We start from the raw sequence: 16,603 nt of genomic DNA on the forward strand, positions 1-16,603 counted from the left end.
GTTCACCCGCGTCGCACCCAGTTGAACACCCTTATGCCGCCGCCGGTCGAACCCGAGGTATGAAGATTCTGCCGGATACGAGCGCGGTCGTCGACGGCCGCGTGTCCGAGCGCGTCGACGACGGATCGTACGAGGGGGCGACCATCTACGTCCCCGAGGCGGTCGTCGGCGAGCTCGAGTCGCAGGCCAACGACGGCCGCGACACCGGATGGGAGGGGCTGTCGGAACTGCAACGGCTCGCGGCGTACGCCGACGCGGACCGGATCCACCTGGAGTACGTCGGTCGCCGCCCCAGTGCCCAGGAACAGCGGGCCTCGGGTGAGGGCGACGTCGACGCGCTCATCCGCGACCTCGCGGCCGACCACGGCGCGACGCTGCTCACCAGCGACGCCGTCCAGGCGGAGGTCGCCCGGGCGAAACAGATCGACGTCGACGTCGTCGAAGCCAGGGTGAGAGGCTCTGGCGAGCTGATCATCGCGGACCTGTTCGACGACGAGACGATGTCCGTCCACCTGAAGACGGGGATCCGCCCCAAAGCCAAGCGCGGGTCGCTCGGCGAGATGCACTACGAGCGCATCCGCGAGGAAGTCACGGACGAGGGGACGATGAGCGAGTGGGCCGACGACATCGTCAACTCGGCCCGTGCCTCGCCCGAGGGGTTCATCGAACTCGACGAACCCGGGATGAAGATCGTCCAGTTCCGCGACTTCCGCATCGCGGTCGCCCATCCTCCCTTCTCGGACGGCATCGAGATCACCGCCGTCCGGCCCATCGCCAAGACCGAACTCGACGACTACGAGTTCGCCGACGAACTCCGTTCTCGACTCAGGGAGCGCCAGCGTGGCGTCCTCATCTCGGGGGCACCGGGGGCAGGCAAGTCCACGTTCGCCCAGGCCGTCGCGGAGTTCCTCAACGACTCCGACTACGCGGTGAAGACGATGGAGAAGCCGCGCGACCTCCAGGTCGGTCCCGAGATCACCCAGTACACCGCGCTCGACGGGCAGATGGAGAAGACCGCCGACTCGCTGCTCCTGGTGCGCCCGGACTACACCATCTACGACGAGGTACGGAAGACGAACGACTTCTCGGTGTTCGCCGACATGCGCCTCGCGGGCGTGGGGATGGTCGGCGTCGTCCACGCGACGAGGGGGATCGACGCCCTCCAGCGCCTGGTCGGGAGAGTCGAACTCGGGATGATCCCGCAGGTCGTCGACACCGTGGTGTACATCGAGGCCGGTCGCGTCGACACGGTGTACGACGTCACGACCGAGGTGAAGGTCCCCGAGGGGCTCACCGCGGAGGACCTCGCCCGTCCCGTCATCCAGGTGAAGGACTTCGAGACGGGTCGCCCCGAGTACGAGATCTACACGTTCAACCGGCAGGTCGTGACGGTCCCGCTCTCCGACGGTGAAAAGACCGATTCCGGCGTCGACCGCCTCGCCCGTCAGGAGATCGAACGCGAGATCCGCTCGATCGCCCGCGGTCACGTCGACGTCCAGCTACAGGGGGGGAACAAGGCCGTCGTCTACGTCGACGACGACGACATCTCCTACGTCATCGGCAAGGGCGGCGGCCGCATCTCCGACGTCGAAGACCGACTGGGGATCGACATCGACGTCCGCACCCACGACGAGAAGCCCGAGAGCGCGTCGGGTGCGTCGGGTTCGAGCGGTGGCGGCGGCCACGGCAGTGGCGGGAGCGTCGAGGGCGAAATCGTCACTCCCGAGGTCACCTCGCGCCACGTCGTCATCCGGATGGACGAACACGTCGGCGAGACGGTCGAGGTGCGGGCCGACGGCGACTACCTCTTCACCGCGACCGTGGGACGAGGCGGCGACATCCAGGTTTCGAGGGGGAGCGCCATCGCCGACGAACTCGAACAGGCGATCGACCGGAAACAGCGGATCACGGTCGTTCCGGCGTAAGCCCTCTCGCGACCGCCGTCGTGAGCGGTCTCCTCGGAACTCGTGCCCGACCTCGGGCGTCTCGATCGGGTCGACATCGAACAGCCGATCGTGTGACGGTCAGACCGGCTCGATGCGGTACCAGACCTGCCACGCGTTCATGTCTTCGGGATCGACGTGTTCGTCGTCCGGGCGGTACGACCCGAACCAGTCGATCGCTGGCCCGGACAGCACCCGCGTGTAGCTGCCAACGGTGTCGTCCGGGTCGAACGTGTCGGCCTCAACGCCGTCGATTCGCACGCGGAGCTCGTCGGCCACACGGCCCTCGAATATCGTGGCGTCGAGGTGGATCTCCTCGCCCGCGTCGATCGAGAACGTTCCGGACTCGGGGAACGAGTTCGTCCGTTCGACACCTCCGTTGCTCGGCGAGTAGACGGTCGTCGTGAACGAGAGCTCGCCCGCACCCTTGAGCCACGTGTCCTGGTCGTCGAGTATCCGGATCCGTTCCAGGACGACACGGAGCGCCGGTCCGTCGAGCGGGACGGTCTCGCCGGTCTCCCGGTCGACCCGGACAGTCGGGTCCTCGAAATCGATGCCCGCGGAGTCAGCGAGGGCGGCCGCACGGGCGCGGATGGTGTCGACGCGGCGAGCGAGCACCGGGTACCAGATGTCCTCGGGTGGCGTGACCGCGAGCCGATCCGCCATCTGCACGAGGAGACGGATCTCCGCGTCAACGATCGCATCGGCCTCCGAGACCTGGATGTCGAGCGTGAACCCACCGACTGACCGCTCCTCGCCGCCGCGGATGTGGGTCACGTCCACGACGTACTCCTGCCCCTTCTGCACGTCCTCTGGGAGGCTGACCGTGACGAGTCCCGCGATACGGTCGTCGTCCGTCGGCGGGAGCGGAACGTAGGTGGCCCCCTCGGGCACGAGCGAGAGCGTGTGAGCGTCCACGAGTCGCACGTCGTCGGGTGCGTGTCGGAGGTGGCGGAGGTTGATCACGTGCTCGCAGTTCACCCGTGGGAGGTAGAGTTCGACCTGCGCCTCGTCCGGGAGGTCGTCCCAGTCGAACAGCAGTTCGTCGAACAGGTCACCCGTCGACTGCCAGCGGGCGGCGTCGAGTCGGAGCGGTCGCTCGCGTTCGAGTTCCGCACGGGCCCGCTCTACGTGTTCCGGGTCGGGGTTCTCGAACCCGTCGAGACGACCCTCGCCGTAGTACGTGAGTTCGCCAGCGCGGACGTGGACCATCGACTCGAGCTCGTCACCGGAGACGAACTCCATCGGCACGGACGGTGCGGGAACGAGAACACCGTCGGTCCTCTCGGGAACGTGCGTCAAGACCGGCTGTTCGAGGACGGGACGGAGACGCTTACCCGTATCCAGCTCGAAACTGTGCTGGACCTGGTGGGTCAGGTCGTCCCCGGGGTTGTCCGTCGTGAGGATGACGAGATTTCGCTGTGCGAGGTTGTCCGAGTTCGCGGGGGTCGACCCGGGGTCGGTCGGATCGCCGTCGTAGTCGATCTCGACGACCATACACTGGTGCGCGTCGCGCATCAGCGTTCGAATCGGCTGTACTTCCCCCGCGGAGAACCCGCCGTCGGGGTCTGGACCGATGTACGTTGCCGGGAGACGGGCGTCGCTCTGGTTGATGTCGAGATAGACGCCGAAGTAGTGGACCCGCTCTTCGCTCGGCCCCGGCGGGAAGTCGTGAACGTTCGTCGGGTCCTCCTGTCCGGTCATCGGGTCCCCGTGCGTTTCACGCTCCGCGGCGAAGAACGGAATCGAGGTGAGTGGCGCACCGTCAGTATTGGACTCGAAGCCGAGTAACGGGATCTTCTGTCCGCCACCCGCGTCGTGGGTCCGGTACCCCTCGTCAGGGTCGAACACGAGGTTGCTCGCCGTGTAGCGGAACAGACGGAAGAACGCACGGACCGTCTCGGCACCGCTAGCACCCTGGAGGCGGACCTTCGCGAGCGCGAAGTTGTGGACGTTCCGCGTCTCTCCCGTGACGCGGTTCGTGATGCTCGCGGAGTACTCGAGTGCCGCCTCGTTTCTGTTCGTCGGCAGATCGTCGAACGTCTCGGACGTCGAGCCCGTGTTGAGGTTGTCGAGCACCTGCTGGACGAACTGGTTCGGTTGGCCTGCCTGCAGTGTCGCGTCGAACTTCGTCTCTCCCTCGAAGAGGCGGAACACGCGAGTATCGATACTCAGCCAGGACGGGTCGCCGTCGCGCATGTACGGGTTCGCCTCGTCGAAGAACCTGAGCTGGCCCGTCTCGGTGGCCTCGTTCCCGGCCCGGTCGGCCGCCGTCATGCGTACCTGCGCCGCGTAGCGTTCGCCGTCCGAGAGCCCCTCGAACACGTCCAGCGAGGTGAACACCACGTCGTACCGGTACGTGTAGCGCTGGGGGAGGTTGTCGGCGAGGGTCGGCTCTTCGAGGGTCGGCCCGGACGCGAGTTCGAGTTCGACGCCGGGGACGGGGTCTCCAGTGGTCGGGTCGACGAGTTCGGGCTCGGGCGCGTGTCCCGGGTCGCCGAACAGGCCCGCGGCGGGGACGCGCCCCCGGATGAGTCCCTTCACCTCGTCGGACACCTCGGCTGGCCAGTCGATCGGTCCCGGTTCGTTCGTCCGGTCCTGCACCGCGACGATGAGCACGTCTTCGAACCGGTCGTTCCCGACGGCCATCGCCGATTCGACCTGGTCCCTGCCGAAACTGCTGAGGTCGAAGTACAGGTCGATCTCCGGTGCGTCCTTCTCCCCGAGCAGGTGGATCGTCGTCTCCTCGCGGTGGACGAACCCGGTGTCGGGGTCCGCGGGGTCGGCCGATCGGAGCGTTCCGACGAGGTCGATCCGACCGTTCTCGAATCCGACGGCAGGGTTCGCCCCACCCGGATCGTCGGACGTGAACGCCGACCCGAACTGCACGGGAACGACGAACTCGGTCTCGATGTCGAAGTCGTCGCCCGCCGCCGTATCACCGATGGTGTACGTGTCGGTGACCGTCTCCACGTCCGTGCCGTCTCCGACCATCGGACTCGTCCCGTCGTACACGGTGGCGGTGAGTTCGAAGTCGAGCGGACGGTCGTAGGGGTCCTCGGCGTAGCATTTCAGCCGAAGCGTCCCAGACCCAGTGGCGAGGTCTACATCAGGTACGGCCCCTTCGGGGACGACTCGATCCGAGCTGCTGTCGGGGTCACGGACGATGGTGAGCGCCTGCATTCCGGGGTACGGATCGTCGGTGTCGAGCACCGGTTCGAAGACGGGTTCGATCACTCGTCCGTCGGCGTTCCACGTCCCGAAACGGGGTTTGCGGAGGTCCCACTGGTTGTCGATCCAGCCGTGCCAGGCGTGGAACCGAGGGACGTAGTTGTTGTGCTGGATGGGCCCGATGTCGCTGTTGTTTATGTGTCCCGCGCCGTGGATGCCGGTTTCGTTGTCCCCGCCCAACTCCTCGAGATCGTTCCACGTGCGGAGGTCGTCGTCCTGAGACGGGTCGTTGGCCCACGGCGACGAGTCGGGTTCCGTCCACGTACTCGGGTTCTGGTCCGCATCGGCGGGCCGGGGCCATCCCTCACTCATGTTCCTCGGCGTCACCGTCGACTGGCTCGTCCGGCCGAGCCATCTGTTGTAGATGTCGATGTGGTCCGTGTGGAATTTGATGAAATCCTCGCCGTTTCCCAGCCCGATCCCACCCCGGGTCGTGTGCTGTCCGACCGACGTCTCGAATCCCGGCGTCGGGTCCGACGCCTGTGGCTGTCCGAAGTGCCAGTTCCAGTGGAGTTGATTGAACGTGTTCGTGAACGGGACCGGTGAGAGCCGAGTGCCGTCGCGGTCGCGGACCTCGACTGGCGGAACGACGATGTCCCCGCGGAACGTGTCACGGAGGACGCTTGCCCACTTCACGTAGCCCCAGTACCGGTAGCTGAACGGGGCTTTCTCGGGACCGGCGAGTTCCCGTCCATCGTTAGCGACTAACGTGAACCGGTCACGAAGCGCCGCACCCAGTGCATCGAGGTTCCCGATACCGGTGAACGTCCCGTCGAGGCCGGGCCCGAGCGGGACCTCGTTGCCGGTCTCCCACGGTGTCGGGTCTTCACCGGTCCAGGGCAGAACCGGTGGGAGGTTCTCCGACGCTAGCCAGGCCTCGTAGGCGGGCAGCATTCGGTCGACGTGATGTTCTAGCCACGCCGTGCCCGATGGGTTCGGGTTGTCCTGCACCCAGGTCCGGTGGTTCGGCGTGATCTCTCCCTCGGACCCTGTCCCGTAGACGAGCCGAGAAACCAGTTCGACGTATGTTGTCATCGTTCTTCCACCCTTCCCTACGCCTCGTCCGATGTGTAGGGACAAATACTTAATTCAGATAACACATACTGTGTACTACCGTAGAACTTCCGTAAACGAAGCCGTGTTTCGTGAGCGTCTCCGACCGATCGACGGCACAGCCGCTCGGGGAACTCGCGGACCGGCCGTCGAACGACGTGTCGACGCCGGGGAAGCCTCCCGAGCGGGCACCACGTGTGAGCCGTGTCGGCTTTTCGGACGCGTTCCGCCGACGGTCGACGAAGAGGACTGTCTCCCGTCCGGGAGCCCGGAGGTCGACGGTCCGCGTCCCGTAGCCGTCGAGCGTCGCGTACAGCGGATCGGCGTCCTCGGTCGTCGAGACGACCAGTGCCGGCTCCCCCTCTTCACGTATCTCCGCGAGCGCCGCACGGTCGGCCGCGCAGGTGGCGTTCAGGTCGGCCCGGGCGACGTACCACTGCAGCGGTAGCGCCCGCTGCAGGTCGGCGCACGGCGGCGGGATCGTGCTCTCCCCCGAATCGGTGACGAACGTCTCGCCGTAGAAGACCACGTCGACCCCGGTGTCGGCGTCGCGATCGGTCCCGGCTCCGCCCGCTCCGGTCGACAGCGAGTCGAACGCTGGGCGGACGTCGCCGATCGGCTGTGCGTACTGAACGAGCGGGTTCTCTTCCGACTGGGGCTGGAGGTAGACCGTCGTGGCGGCGGTCGCGCCGACCTGCCCGACGACGAGGAGGAGCACGCACGCGACGACGACCGCTCGGAGGCGATCGCCCGACGCGAGCGCCTCCCGTCCACGCCGAAAGACGAACCCGAGGCCGACGGCCGCCGGGACCGCGAGCGGGACCAGCGCGTTCACCGTGATCCACGCGCCGTAGATGTCGGTCCCCAGCGGGTAGCCGACGACGCTGACGAGTCCCCAGTAGGCGGCGAACAGGACCACTGCCCGTGGTCGAGGCGTCGCGTATCGCTCGACGAGGAAGCCGCCGAGTGCGAACACGGTGAGTGGTCCAGCCGCCACCGCGAGCGTTTCGAGGAACCGCCCGAGGAAGCAGACGTACGCCGTCACGACGCTCTCCTCGTGACAGCCCGGCTCCGTCGTCCCGCCGAACCAGTACGCCAGCCCGTTCTGCATATCTGCCACGGTCACGTCGATCACTGCCGGGAACAGTCGCGGACGGGCGACCGCCTCCCACAGGCCCACGGCCTCGGATCCAGTGGGGGTCCGCGGCGCGAAGAAGAAGAGCGTGACGAGCGCGGCGACCCCGACGACGCCGACGATGTGGCACCCGAGTCGGAGGAGGCGTCGGTCCCGCGCGCGGACCGCGGCGACGGCCCGTCGACCGTGCCGGCGGAGGACGTCGACGCCCGTGTCCGCGGCGCGGGGTCGAAAGAGTTCGTGATCGACGAGCAGCGCGGTCGCGCCGACCCACACGAGGAGGTAGACGAGGGCGTTCTCCTTGGCGGCGAAGGCGAGCGCGACGAGGGCGGACGCGGCGTAGACGTACCGGACCCGGCGCGTGTCGACCGCCCGGACGAGCAGCCCGAACGCGACGAACGCGAAGGCGGCGACGAGGAGCGTGCTCCGGAGGAAGCGCGAGTAATAGAGGAGAACGGGGTTGAACGCCAGCAGTGCGGCGAGGGCGACGAGTTCCTCGTCGCGGAGGTGCTCGCGGAACAGGAGCGCCGCCAGGGGTAAGAGGCCGCCGCCGCCCGCCACGGGAAGTCGGGCCACGGCGTCGCTCGGGCCGAGCAGGCCGAACAGCGCGGCGTCTACGTACTGGATCAGCGGCCCGTGGACGATGTAGCGGTAGGAGATCTCCCCGGTTTCGAGGTAGTGCAGCGCCCAGTAGGCGACGCGACCCTCGTCGAAGTGGGCGACGCGGCCACCGAGGGAGACCAGTCGGACGAGGAGCGCGACGGCAGCGACGGCGACCACGAGGCGGCGGGGATCGCTGGCGACACCGGAGAGAGCCGAGGAGAAGCGAGTACGGAGACGAGCCGAGTCGTCCATACCGTGACGCCGTCCGGGGGGAGGAAGTAGCTACCCGAGGGTACGACGGTCGTTTTACTCACTCGGGGAGAGACGCGGGCGTCGACGGGGCGTGACGGCGCGACGGGCCGCGGCAGGCGACGGACCCACGGGTCGACGGTGGGCGAGACAGGGGATGAGAGCAGGGATTACTCGGCGGCGCAGGCTTCCGCGTCGGCCTCGTCGCCGTTCTTCAGTTTGTCGGCCGTCTCGTTGAGCTGGTAGAGGTTCTGTCGGGCGTCGGCGAAGTAGACGTCCTCGTCGACGACGCCGATTCCCTCGAGCCGTTCGAGGGCGTACCGAACCGTCCGTGCCGAAAGCATCGACTCCTCGACGATCCCCTTCTGGGTGAGTGGGCCGTTGTATTCGAGAACTTTGAACACGAGTTTCGCGCTCGGGGGGAGGTCGTCGAGACTCTCCTCGTCGGATCCAGCCATTGAGTCGTTCGAGACGCGCCACGGGCATAAAGGTTGATAGAACGCGCTGTGACCACCGGACTGGCGGATCGGAACGAACGGCTTTTGACGCGCGCTCTCGCACGGGAACGTATGGCCACCGAAACGCAGACCGGCCTCTCCAAACACGTCCGGGGAGTGACCGTCACCACGCTCGCCTGTCTGGCGGGCGTCGCGGCGGCGGTCGTGTCGGGTCTCGTCGTCGGCACGGACCCTGCCGCGGCCTCCGACCGGCTGACGGTGGGGATCCTCGCCGTCTTCATCGCCGTGCAGCTCCCGATCCTGCGCGGCGTCGGGATCGACGTCTCCGACTTCGGGGCGAAGGACTACCTCTACGTCGGCTTCATGACGTTCACCCTCTGGTTTATCACCTTCGCGATCATGCTCACCGCGGGCGTGACCCTCTGATGGCCGACGACAGCATCGCGGTCGTCGACCTCGACCGCTGTCAGCCCGACCGCTGCAACTACGAGTGTGCGAAGTACTGCCCGCCCAACAGAACAGGGAAAGACTGCATCGTCACCCGCGGCGACCACTACGAAGAGGACGAACCGTACCAGGGCGACCCGGACCAGATCTGGATCTCCGAGGAGATCTGTCTCGGCGAGACGTGCGGCATCTGCGTCGAGAAATGTCCGTTCGACGCCATCGAGATCATCAACCTCCCCACCGAACTCGAGGAGGACCCCGTCCACCGGTACGGCGAGAACGCGTTCGCGCTGTACGGACTCCCCGTCCCCGACGCGGGGGCCGTCACGGGGATCTTGGGGCCGAACGGGATCGGGAAGTCCACCGCCGTGCACATCCTCGCGGACGAACTCGTCCCGAACCTGGGCGACTACGGTGCGGAACCGGGCTGGGAGGCCGTGCTCGACCGCTACCGCGGCTCCGGACTGCAGAACTACATCGAGGCGCTCCTCGACGGCGACGTCAGCGTCGCCCGCAAACCGCAGTACGTCGACCAGATCCCCAAACAGTTCGACGGCACGACGAGCGAACTGCTCGCGGCGACGGACGAACGCGGCGTCCTCGACGACCTCGTCTCTCGACTGGGTATCGCCCCCGTCGTCGACCAGCCGATCGACACGCTCTCGGGCGGCGAACTCCAGCGGGTCGCACTCGCGGCCACTCTGGCGAGGGACCGCGACTTCTACTTCCTCGACGAGATCACGCCCTACCTCGACATCGGCCAGCGCGTCACGGCGGCACGCATCGTCCAGGAACTCGCCGAGTCCGAAGACCGCGCCGTGCTCGTCGTCGAGCACGACCTCGCCATCCTCGATCTGCTCGCGGATTCGCTCCACATCGGCTACGGTCGTCCCGGTGCCTTCGGCGTCATCACCGACCCGAAGAGCGTCCGCAACGGGATCAACGAGTACCTCAAGGGCTACCTCACGAACGAGAACATGCGGGTCCGCCCCGACGCCATCACCTTCGAGGAGCACGCCCCCCGCGAGACCACGAAGAGCGCTCCCCTCGTCGAGTATCCTGCGCTCGAGAAGTCCTACGGCGAGGGCGAGTTCTCCCTCTCCGTCGAGGGCGGCACCATCTACCACTCGGAGGTGCTCGGCATCGTCGGGCCGAACGGGATCGGGAAGTCCACCCTCGCCAAACTGTTCGCCGGCGCGCTCGAACCCGACGAGGGCGAACTCGACTTCCACCTCGACATCGCGTACAAGCCGCAGTACATCGAGATCGACCAGCCGATGCGGGTCGACGCCTTCCTCTCGTCGATCACGAGCGACTTCGGCTCCTCGCTGTGGAAGACCGAGATCGCGGGACCCCTGCAACTGGAGCGGATCATGGAACAGCACCTCACGGACCTCTCTGGCGGCGAACGCCAGCGAGTCGCCATCGCAGCCACCCTCTCCGAGGACGCCGACCTCTACGTCCTGGACGAGCCCTCGGCGCACCTCGACGTCGAACAGCGGGTGCGCGCCACCACCGCCATCCGGCGGTACGCCGAGAACCACGACGCGACCGTGCTGGTGATCGACCACGACATCTACATGATCGACCTTCTGGCCGATCGGCTGATGGTGTTCGACGGCGAGCCCTCCGTAGAGGGCCACGCCGGGACGCCCCAGGAGATGCGCGAGGGGATGAACGACTTCCTCTCGGATCTCGACATCACGTTCCGCCGCGACGAACGCACCGGCCGACCGCGGATCAACAAACCCGACTCGCAGCTGGACCGGAAGCAGAAACGCGCCGGCGAGTACTACTACGCCCCCTGATCGGCCGGTGACCACACGGTCGTCGACCGACAGTCGGACGCCAGACTGCAGCCGAGCCATCGCCAGGCCGCAGCCGAGCCGGCGGCCGGGCGGCCAGTCGATTCATGTGTCTCCGGCCTCATACGCCGGCGGGCGTTCCACACTGGCCCGTCCTCGCCCGGAGCCGACAGCCGTTTCGACGCTGTGACCGGGGAACCCGTGCCACACCAGGCGGGGCAGTGGGACGCCCGTCTCTCATCCGGACAGGACGATTCCGTCGTCCGTCTCCCGCACGTCCAGCTCGTAGCCGAACGCCTCGACCACCTCGCGGTTCGTCCGGAGGTGTGCCGTCGACCGTGGGGCCCGAACCGACCCCCCGGCGAGCGCCAGCGGGACGACGAACTGATCCGCGAGCTGCGCGTCGACGGCACCCGGGCCGTCCAGCCACGCGTGGACCGCGCCGACCACCTCGTCGGCGACGTCCTCCGCGGGGACGCCCCGCTCGCCGATCGCGTCGAAGCCGGCGCGCGTCCCACCGGCGACCGACACCAGCAGGGCGAAGCCGGGACAGTCGGTCTCGGCGTACGTCGCAGTCCCCTCCGCGAACGACCGTCGGGAGCGAGCAGAAGGCTCCGCGGAGTCGTCCGTCGACGTCTCCGCGACGGGGAGCGAGAGCCGCTCGCGGACGCGGGCGAGCGAGCGCTCGCAGACGTCGGCGTCTGCGAGGTCCGCCGCGGCCACGGCGTGGGCAGTGGCGACGAGTGGTCCCCGTTCGTCGACGGCGAGCGGGCGGAGCGCCGACGGCGCGACGCGGAGGGTCGCCCGCCCACCCCCCACGGGGTAGAACCCGCGGCGGTCGAGCGTCACGTCGGCGGCGAGCCCGTGTCGCGCGAGCAACGGCAGCTTGACCCGTCGCAGGTAGTCGAGCGTCGGTGCCCACTTCACGTCCGTCCCGCCCGACGCCGTGACGCCGACCGGTTCGTCGATCCCGACGGCGAGCGGGACGACCGTGTCGAAGACGAGCGTGACGCTCCCGGCCGTCTCGGCGTCGACCGCGACGTCGCCCGACGGCGAACGGGTCGGGGCGAACGAGAGCGTCTCCGAGCCGACCACGTCGCCGTCGACCGCCGCGTCGGTGAGCGCCGCGACTGCCTCGACACAGGCGCAGTGCTGTGGTCGCAGCCCTGGCTTCGGGCGGTCGGCACGGACGCCAGTCATCTCGAACGGCCGGTCCGTGAGACACGACAGCGTCAGCGCGGTCCGGAGCAGCTGTCCCCCGCCCGCCGAGCCGTCGAGTTCGACGGCGCTCACGTGACCACCGTGACGGGGACCGACGAGCGTTCGATGAGTGCCTTGGCGACACTGCCACCCACGTCGTCCGCGTGGTTGGCGGTGGAGCGGTGGCCGACGACGATGCCGTCGGTCGACGCCTCGACGGCGAGGCTCGGGAGCGCCTCGACCGGGTCGCCGGTGACGATGCGCGTGTCGGCGTCGACGCCGGCGGCGTCCGCCCGCGTCGCCGCCTCGTGGAGGAGCCGGTCGCCGGTGGTGCGTGCGTCCTCGAGCGCCTCGCGCACGAACTGTGTGTCCGTTTCGTCGTCGTCCGCGTCCGCGTCGATCGGCTCCGTCCCGTCGAGTCGCCGTGTCGACCCCTCCTCGGCCGTCACGCGAACTGCTGGTTCGATCACGAACGCCAGCAGCAGCGAGGCGTCGAGTCGGCCGGCCATCTCGAGCGCGTAGTCGAGCGCGCCCTCGCTGGCGTCGGTCCCATCGATGGCGACGAGGAGTCGCATGTCGTTCGGTACCACGGATCGTGCGTACTACAAGCTAGCGGCTGTCGGCCCCGGCGATCCACGGGGCGGACCGGTCGTCTCGAGATCGACCGTCTCCGGAGCGCCGGCTTCGCGGCTCGGTCACCGGACGACCGTCACGGGTACTGCCGAGCGCTCGACGAGGCCCTTGGCGACGCTGCCGACGAGCCCCTCGTACCGGCCCGACAGCCCCCTGTGTCCCACGAACAGCCCTTCGACCGCCTCGCGCTCGGTTACGTCGGGGATGACCTGCAGCGGCGGTCCGTACAGCAGTTCCGTCTCGGCCGCGACGCCCGCCTCGGCCGCGTACTCGGCGGCTTCTTCGAGGACGCGTTCGGCGTTCGCCTCGGCGTCCTCGACGGCCTCCGCGACGAGGCGGCCGGCGGCGTCGTCGAAGCCCGTCGGTTCGTCGCCGCCGGTGTCGACGACGGCCGGTTCGACCGCGTGTACCACGTACAGGTCGGTGTCGAGCCGGGCGGCGAGGTCGGTCGCGTAGGCGAGCGCGTGATCGCTCGCGTTCGAACCATCGACTGCAACGAGGAACGTCATACTCCGATGTACTCCGTTGGTGAACAACTACCTGTCGGCGGTTCTCACGGGCTGAGGACGGTTCGGGCCGGTGGGTTGCGACACTCACGTGCCCGCATGCGCTCTCACGCGTGCCGATCGCGCCGCGCCGCGACGTACGCCCGCGCTCGGTCGGCGAGCGCGGGGTGCGGACCGGAGACGTCGCGCGCGGCGCAGACAGTCGCGAGCGCCTCGTCGGCCGGGACGTCGTCCACCAGCGCCAGCGCGGCGGCAGCGACGGCGACGCTCCGCGACGCCCCGGCCGAACAGTGGACGAGGACGCACTCGCCGTCGGCAAGCAACGACTGGAGCGCGTCGGCCGCCGCAGCGAACGCGTCGGCGTCGTTCCGTGGCCCGTCGACGAGCGGGTGGTCGACGACCCGGTAGCCGCGAGCGGGCGTCGCTGGCGAGTCGTGAGTCAACGAGAAAACGACCGTGACGCCCGCGGCGCGAACGGCGTCGTGGTCGCTCGCGTCGTCCGCGTCGCCGACGAGGAGCGAATCGGTGACGTGATCCATCGGAGTACGGGATGCGGTCGGGGAGGGTTCGATTCGGCGATCGGTTCAGCGGACCAGCCGGGAGCAGGTGCCGCAGAGGTTCTCTTCTTTGACGTCGACCTCGCGCACCGTCGGGGAGAACGACATGACGCATTTGGAGTTGTCGCAGTGTTCGAGCCCGAGCGTGTGACCGATCTCGTGGACGACCTCTTTGCGGACGCGGTCGGCGAACACCTCCGACGAGGGTTTCGTCGAGATCCCCCCGTCGGAGGACGTCTGGAGCCGTGCCGTCGAGATGACGGAGCCGTTACCGTTGAGATACGCGAGACCGAAGACGTAGTTGCGGCGGCGGTAGTACAGGTCCTGTGTCGTGATACCGATGTTCTTCTCCGCGGAACCCGTACGCGAGGCGAGTTCGATGAACTCCTCGGCCCGGTACTGGTTCCGACTGCGGTCGTACGCACCGTCGGGGATCGACTGCTCCTCGTGGACGGTCACGTCGCAGTCGTAGACGGATCGGAGCGCGGCCGATGCCTCCCGCTTGACCTGAGCGGGAACATCCCCGATCGGTACGATGTCGACGATCATGGACGGACTTAAGCGGGGGTCTCTCATAAACATCCCGCCGTGGGCCACCCGACCCGATCCTCCCTCGTCGGCTATCTCTCCCGCTACGACCGGCTCGTCGAGGTCGGCATCGGTCGACGGACGGACGTGGCCGAGGCGCTCGTCGCGGCCGGCTGCGAGGTGACCGCCACGGACGTCCACCCTCGGCCGGTCCCCGACGGGGTCCGGTTCGTCGTGGACGACGTCGCCGCGCGCGCGACCGGCGACCCGGGACGACTCTACGCCGTCGACGCCGTCTACGCGCGCAACCTCCCTCCGGAGCTCCACCGCCCCACCAGAGACGTGGCACACGCCGCCGGCGCCGACTTCCTGTTCACCACCCTGGGCGGGGATCCGCCGACGGTGCCGGTCGAACGCGTGACTCTCGACGAGGAGACGCTGTACGTGAGCCGAACGTGAGCGTCCGTCGTGGTAGTCACGTTGTCGCCGGGAGACGACGCGTTAATGACTGCTCGGTTTCGATTCACACCGGATGAACGCGCTGGTCCACTTCGCCGCCGGGCTCGCCGGCGGCCTGTTCGCCCTCCTCCTCCTCGACTGGCATCCCCGCAGGGAGTTCCTCACGACGTTCGGCAGCGGGTTCTGGGCGCTGATTCCCGACGGCCACTGGGTGTTTCGTGGTCTCGGTTTCGACGGCATCGCGGGTGCGTGGTTCGCCTTCCACCGGTCGGCGTTCGCGGACCTCTTCTGGTTCCACCGGCTGCTCGACCGGAGCGAGACCGGCGCGCCGAAGGCGGAGATGGCCGTCGCGGTCGCGGTTCTCCTCGTCGCTGTCGGCATCTACGCTCTGTTGAACGACTGGAACACCGCCTGACGACTCACGTCAGGAGTCGTCGACGTCGACCGAGTCGTCGACATCGGCCAGGCTGTCGACGAACCGTGACCGGAGCTCCGGCGTCGGCACCATACACTGGTCCTTGCGGCCGAACCACTGGTACCGATGCTCGGCGACGACGTCGTACAGCCGGTCGCGGACGCCTCTGGGGACGACCCAGCCGACGCTCGCCAGCCGGTAGACGCCGCCGAGCAGTTCGCAGACGCGGATCGACGCCGCCGACCGGGTGTACGCGCGCGTTCCCTCGACGAGGACGACCGTCTCGAGGTCGTCCCGTGGGAGGTCGAGGCGATCGAGCACGGCCCTGCCGACGTCGGACTGGAGCGAAGCGAACCGGATTCGCCCCCGGGGGTCGTGGTCGACGACGAACTGGACGGCCCCGTTGCAGAGGTTGCAGACGCCGTCGAAGAACAGGACGGGTCCGTCGTCGAGCACCCTGGCGAGGTCAACCTCGGCCGTCGTCCCCCTCGCTTCCGTCGTCTCGGTCGTCCCACCGTGGCCGTCGCTGCCGTCACCGTCCACGTCCGCCCCCTCGCGTCCGTCGCTGACGCCGGTGTCCGTCACGCGCGCTCCTCCACGGTCGTCTGCGAGCCCCGACGCGTCCATCGCTCGCTCGCGGACGCGTGGACGTCGACGCCGGGGCTGTAGTAGTATGTCGGGTCGTCGCCGGGGTGTGCGAATCCGTTCGCCTCGAACAGCGTGTTCTCCTCCGTGGACACGCTGGCGGGATACAGCGTCCACGGTTCGTGGCCGACGTTCGCGTAGCGCACCGACCCGTCGGCCGCCTGCGTGTAGAAGCGGTATCGCTCCGTGAGGAACGCCGCCAGGGGCTTTTCGGTGGACTCGAACGCCGGGCCGTCCGGGCGGTACGTCGCCGCGTAGTTCACGGGGCGCTCGCCCGGATGTAAGCGGTGGCTCTCGAACCTGACTCCGCCGTCGCCGTCGCCCCGCAACGAGACGCGCGCGTAGTAGTACGGCAGGTGGTGGAAGAGGCGGGCACCGATCACGGACAGCAGGCCCTGCGCGTCGAGACTGAAGAAGTACACCCCGGGCTCGCCGTCGTGGGTGACGTACGTCCGGAGATTGAGCTCCGGGAGGTCGACTCCGAGCGACGCTGGCAGCCCGCGCGGGCGGACGTCGACGTTGGTGAACGGGACGACAGAGAGCCACGCGTCGCCGTCGAAGGTGTCTACCGCGAGCGCATCGGGCAGGTGGGCGTCGACGACGTCGGGGCCGACGGGGTAGTTGGCGAAGAGGAGATGTCGCCAGCCCATCGAGAGTGAGAGCATACCCTCTCGTAGGGGCCGTGGGTGGGTGACTGTTACGACCCGTGAGAGTCGCGTCGAACGACCCGGATCCG

At 68.3% G+C, this 16,603-nt stretch carries 15 protein-coding genes; 5 read left to right on the top strand and 10 right to left on the bottom strand.

Annotated features, from left to right (window positions below):
• Positions 1-59: 59 nt before the first annotated feature.
• Positions 60-1,925, top strand: a complete 1,866-nt coding sequence (locus FZP69_RS03070) for a PINc/VapC family ATPase (protein ID WP_152039910.1) — start codon at positions 60-62, stop codon at positions 1,923-1,925.
• A 99-nt stretch (positions 1,926-2,024) separates the two neighbouring features.
• Here FZP69_RS03070 and FZP69_RS03075 read toward each other — a convergent pair whose 3' ends face one another.
• From FZP69_RS03075 to FZP69_RS03085, 3 genes are all read right to left on the bottom strand, one after another.
• Entirely contained in the window at positions 2,025-6,209 is a 4,185-nt protein-coding gene (locus tag FZP69_RS03075) for a hypothetical protein (RefSeq protein WP_152039911.1), read from the bottom strand.
• A gap of 49 nt (positions 6,210-6,258) precedes the next feature.
• Positions 6,259-8,217 (bottom strand): flippase activity-associated protein Agl23, encoded by a 1,959-nt coding sequence (locus tag FZP69_RS03080; protein ID WP_152039912.1) that lies wholly within the window; start codon positions 8,215-8,217, stop codon positions 6,259-6,261.
• Positions 8,218-8,384: 167 nt separating this feature from the next.
• On the bottom strand, positions 8,385-8,672 hold the full coding sequence (locus tag FZP69_RS03085; RefSeq protein WP_152039913.1) for a MarR family transcriptional regulator: 288 nt from the start codon (positions 8,670-8,672) through the stop codon (positions 8,385-8,387).
• 111 nt (positions 8,673-8,783) lie between these two features.
• Between FZP69_RS03085 and FZP69_RS03090 the strand changes: the two genes are divergently transcribed.
• Entirely contained in the window at positions 8,784-9,098 is a 315-nt protein-coding gene (locus FZP69_RS03090; RefSeq protein WP_152039914.1) for an EMC6-like membrane protein, read from the top strand.
• Positions 9,098-10,927, top strand: a complete 1,830-nt coding sequence (locus tag FZP69_RS03095) for a ribosome biogenesis/translation initiation ATPase RLI (RefSeq protein WP_152039915.1) — start codon at positions 9,098-9,100, stop codon at positions 10,925-10,927. Before FZP69_RS03090 ends, FZP69_RS03095 begins: the two co-directional genes overlap by 1 nt.
• A gap of 234 nt (positions 10,928-11,161) precedes the next feature.
• On the opposite strand, the gene rtcA is transcribed toward FZP69_RS03095, so the two are convergent.
• The 5 genes from rtcA to FZP69_RS03120 all read right to left on the bottom strand — a co-directional run bounded on the left by rtcA (position 11,162) and on the right by FZP69_RS03120 (position 14,369).
• The gene (gene rtcA, locus FZP69_RS03100; protein ID WP_152039916.1) at positions 11,162-12,217 is read right to left on the bottom strand and encodes an RNA 3'-terminal phosphate cyclase; all 1,056 of its coding nucleotides are present in this window, start codon (positions 12,215-12,217) and stop codon (positions 11,162-11,164) included.
• Positions 12,214-12,699, bottom strand: a complete 486-nt coding sequence (locus FZP69_RS03105) for a universal stress protein (RefSeq protein ID WP_152039917.1) — start codon at positions 12,697-12,699, stop codon at positions 12,214-12,216. Before FZP69_RS03105 ends, rtcA begins: the two co-directional genes overlap by 4 nt.
• Positions 12,700-12,819: 120 nt before the next feature.
• A complete protein-coding gene (locus FZP69_RS03110) occupies positions 12,820-13,266 on the bottom strand; it encodes a universal stress protein (protein ID WP_152039918.1) in 447 nt (148 codons plus the stop codon).
• A gap of 104 nt (positions 13,267-13,370) precedes the next feature.
• The gene (locus FZP69_RS03115) at positions 13,371-13,802 is read right to left on the bottom strand and encodes a dual specificity protein phosphatase family protein (RefSeq protein WP_152039919.1); all 432 of its coding nucleotides are present in this window, start codon (positions 13,800-13,802) and stop codon (positions 13,371-13,373) included.
• Between the two features lie 45 nt (positions 13,803-13,847).
• Complete coding sequence (locus FZP69_RS03120; RefSeq protein WP_152039920.1) at positions 13,848-14,369, bottom strand: archaemetzincin family Zn-dependent metalloprotease; 522 nt, start codon at positions 14,367-14,369, stop codon at positions 13,848-13,850.
• A 39-nt stretch (positions 14,370-14,408) separates the two neighbouring features.
• Here FZP69_RS03120 and FZP69_RS03125 point away from each other — a divergent pair, with 39 nt between their 5' ends.
• Positions 14,409-14,807, top strand: coding sequence for a UPF0146 family protein (locus tag FZP69_RS03125; RefSeq protein WP_152039921.1), 399 nt, complete (start codon positions 14,409-14,411; stop codon positions 14,805-14,807).
• A gap of 73 nt (positions 14,808-14,880) precedes the next feature.
• The gene (locus FZP69_RS03130) at positions 14,881-15,222 is read left to right on the top strand and encodes a hypothetical protein (RefSeq protein ID WP_152039922.1); all 342 of its coding nucleotides are present in this window, start codon (positions 14,881-14,883) and stop codon (positions 15,220-15,222) included.
• Positions 15,223-15,231: 9 nt separating this feature from the next.
• Here the strand turns inward: FZP69_RS03130 and FZP69_RS03135 are convergent, their stop codons facing one another.
• Complete coding sequence (locus FZP69_RS03135; protein ID WP_321168764.1) at positions 15,232-15,807, bottom strand: thiol-disulfide oxidoreductase DCC family protein; 576 nt, start codon at positions 15,805-15,807, stop codon at positions 15,232-15,234.
• The gene (locus FZP69_RS03140; protein WP_240137437.1) at positions 15,804-16,532 is read right to left on the bottom strand and encodes a YqjF family protein; all 729 of its coding nucleotides are present in this window, start codon (positions 16,530-16,532) and stop codon (positions 15,804-15,806) included. The genes FZP69_RS03135 and FZP69_RS03140 overlap by 4 nt, the downstream gene beginning before the upstream one ends.
• Positions 16,533-16,603: the final 71 nt, after the last annotated feature.

This window comes from Salinigranum salinum (assembly GCF_009176545.1).
GTDB lineage: Archaea > Halobacteriota > Halobacteria > Halobacteriales > Haloferacaceae > Salinigranum > Salinigranum salinum.

What these genes read in the sequence shown, in the direction of transcription:
- FZP69_RS03070 (WP_152039910.1), top strand. Translation starts at nt 60, where the DNA reads ATGAAGATTCTGCCGGATACGAGCGCGGTCGTCGACGGCCGCGTGTCC.
- FZP69_RS03075 (WP_152039911.1), bottom strand. Translation starts at nt 6,209, where the DNA reads ATGACAACATACGTCGAACTGGTTTCTCGGCTCGTCTACGGGACAGGG.
- FZP69_RS03080 (WP_152039912.1), bottom strand. Translation starts at nt 8,217, where the DNA reads ATGGACGACTCGGCTCGTCTCCGTACTCGCTTCTCCTCGGCTCTCTCC.
- FZP69_RS03085 (WP_152039913.1), bottom strand. Translation starts at nt 8,672, where the DNA reads ATGGCTGGATCCGACGAGGAGAGTCTCGACGACCTCCCCCCGAGCGCG.
- FZP69_RS03090 (WP_152039914.1), top strand. Translation starts at nt 8,784, where the DNA reads ATGGCCACCGAAACGCAGACCGGCCTCTCCAAACACGTCCGGGGAGTG.
- FZP69_RS03095 (WP_152039915.1), top strand. Translation starts at nt 9,098, where the DNA reads ATGGCCGACGACAGCATCGCGGTCGTCGACCTCGACCGCTGTCAGCCC.
- FZP69_RS03105 (WP_152039917.1), bottom strand. Translation starts at nt 12,699, where the DNA reads ATGCGACTCCTCGTCGCCATCGATGGGACCGACGCCAGCGAGGGCGCG.
- FZP69_RS03110 (WP_152039918.1), bottom strand. Translation starts at nt 13,266, where the DNA reads ATGACGTTCCTCGTTGCAGTCGATGGTTCGAACGCGAGCGATCACGCG.
- FZP69_RS03115 (WP_152039919.1), bottom strand. Translation starts at nt 13,802, where the DNA reads ATGGATCACGTCACCGATTCGCTCCTCGTCGGCGACGCGGACGACGCG.
- FZP69_RS03120 (WP_152039920.1), bottom strand. Translation starts at nt 14,369, where the DNA reads ATGATCGTCGACATCGTACCGATCGGGGATGTTCCCGCTCAGGTCAAG.
- FZP69_RS03130 (WP_152039922.1), top strand. Translation starts at nt 14,881, where the DNA reads ATGAACGCGCTGGTCCACTTCGCCGCCGGGCTCGCCGGCGGCCTGTTC.
- FZP69_RS03140 (WP_240137437.1), bottom strand. Translation starts at nt 16,532, where the DNA reads ATGCTCTCACTCTCGATGGGCTGGCGACATCTCCTCTTCGCCAACTAC.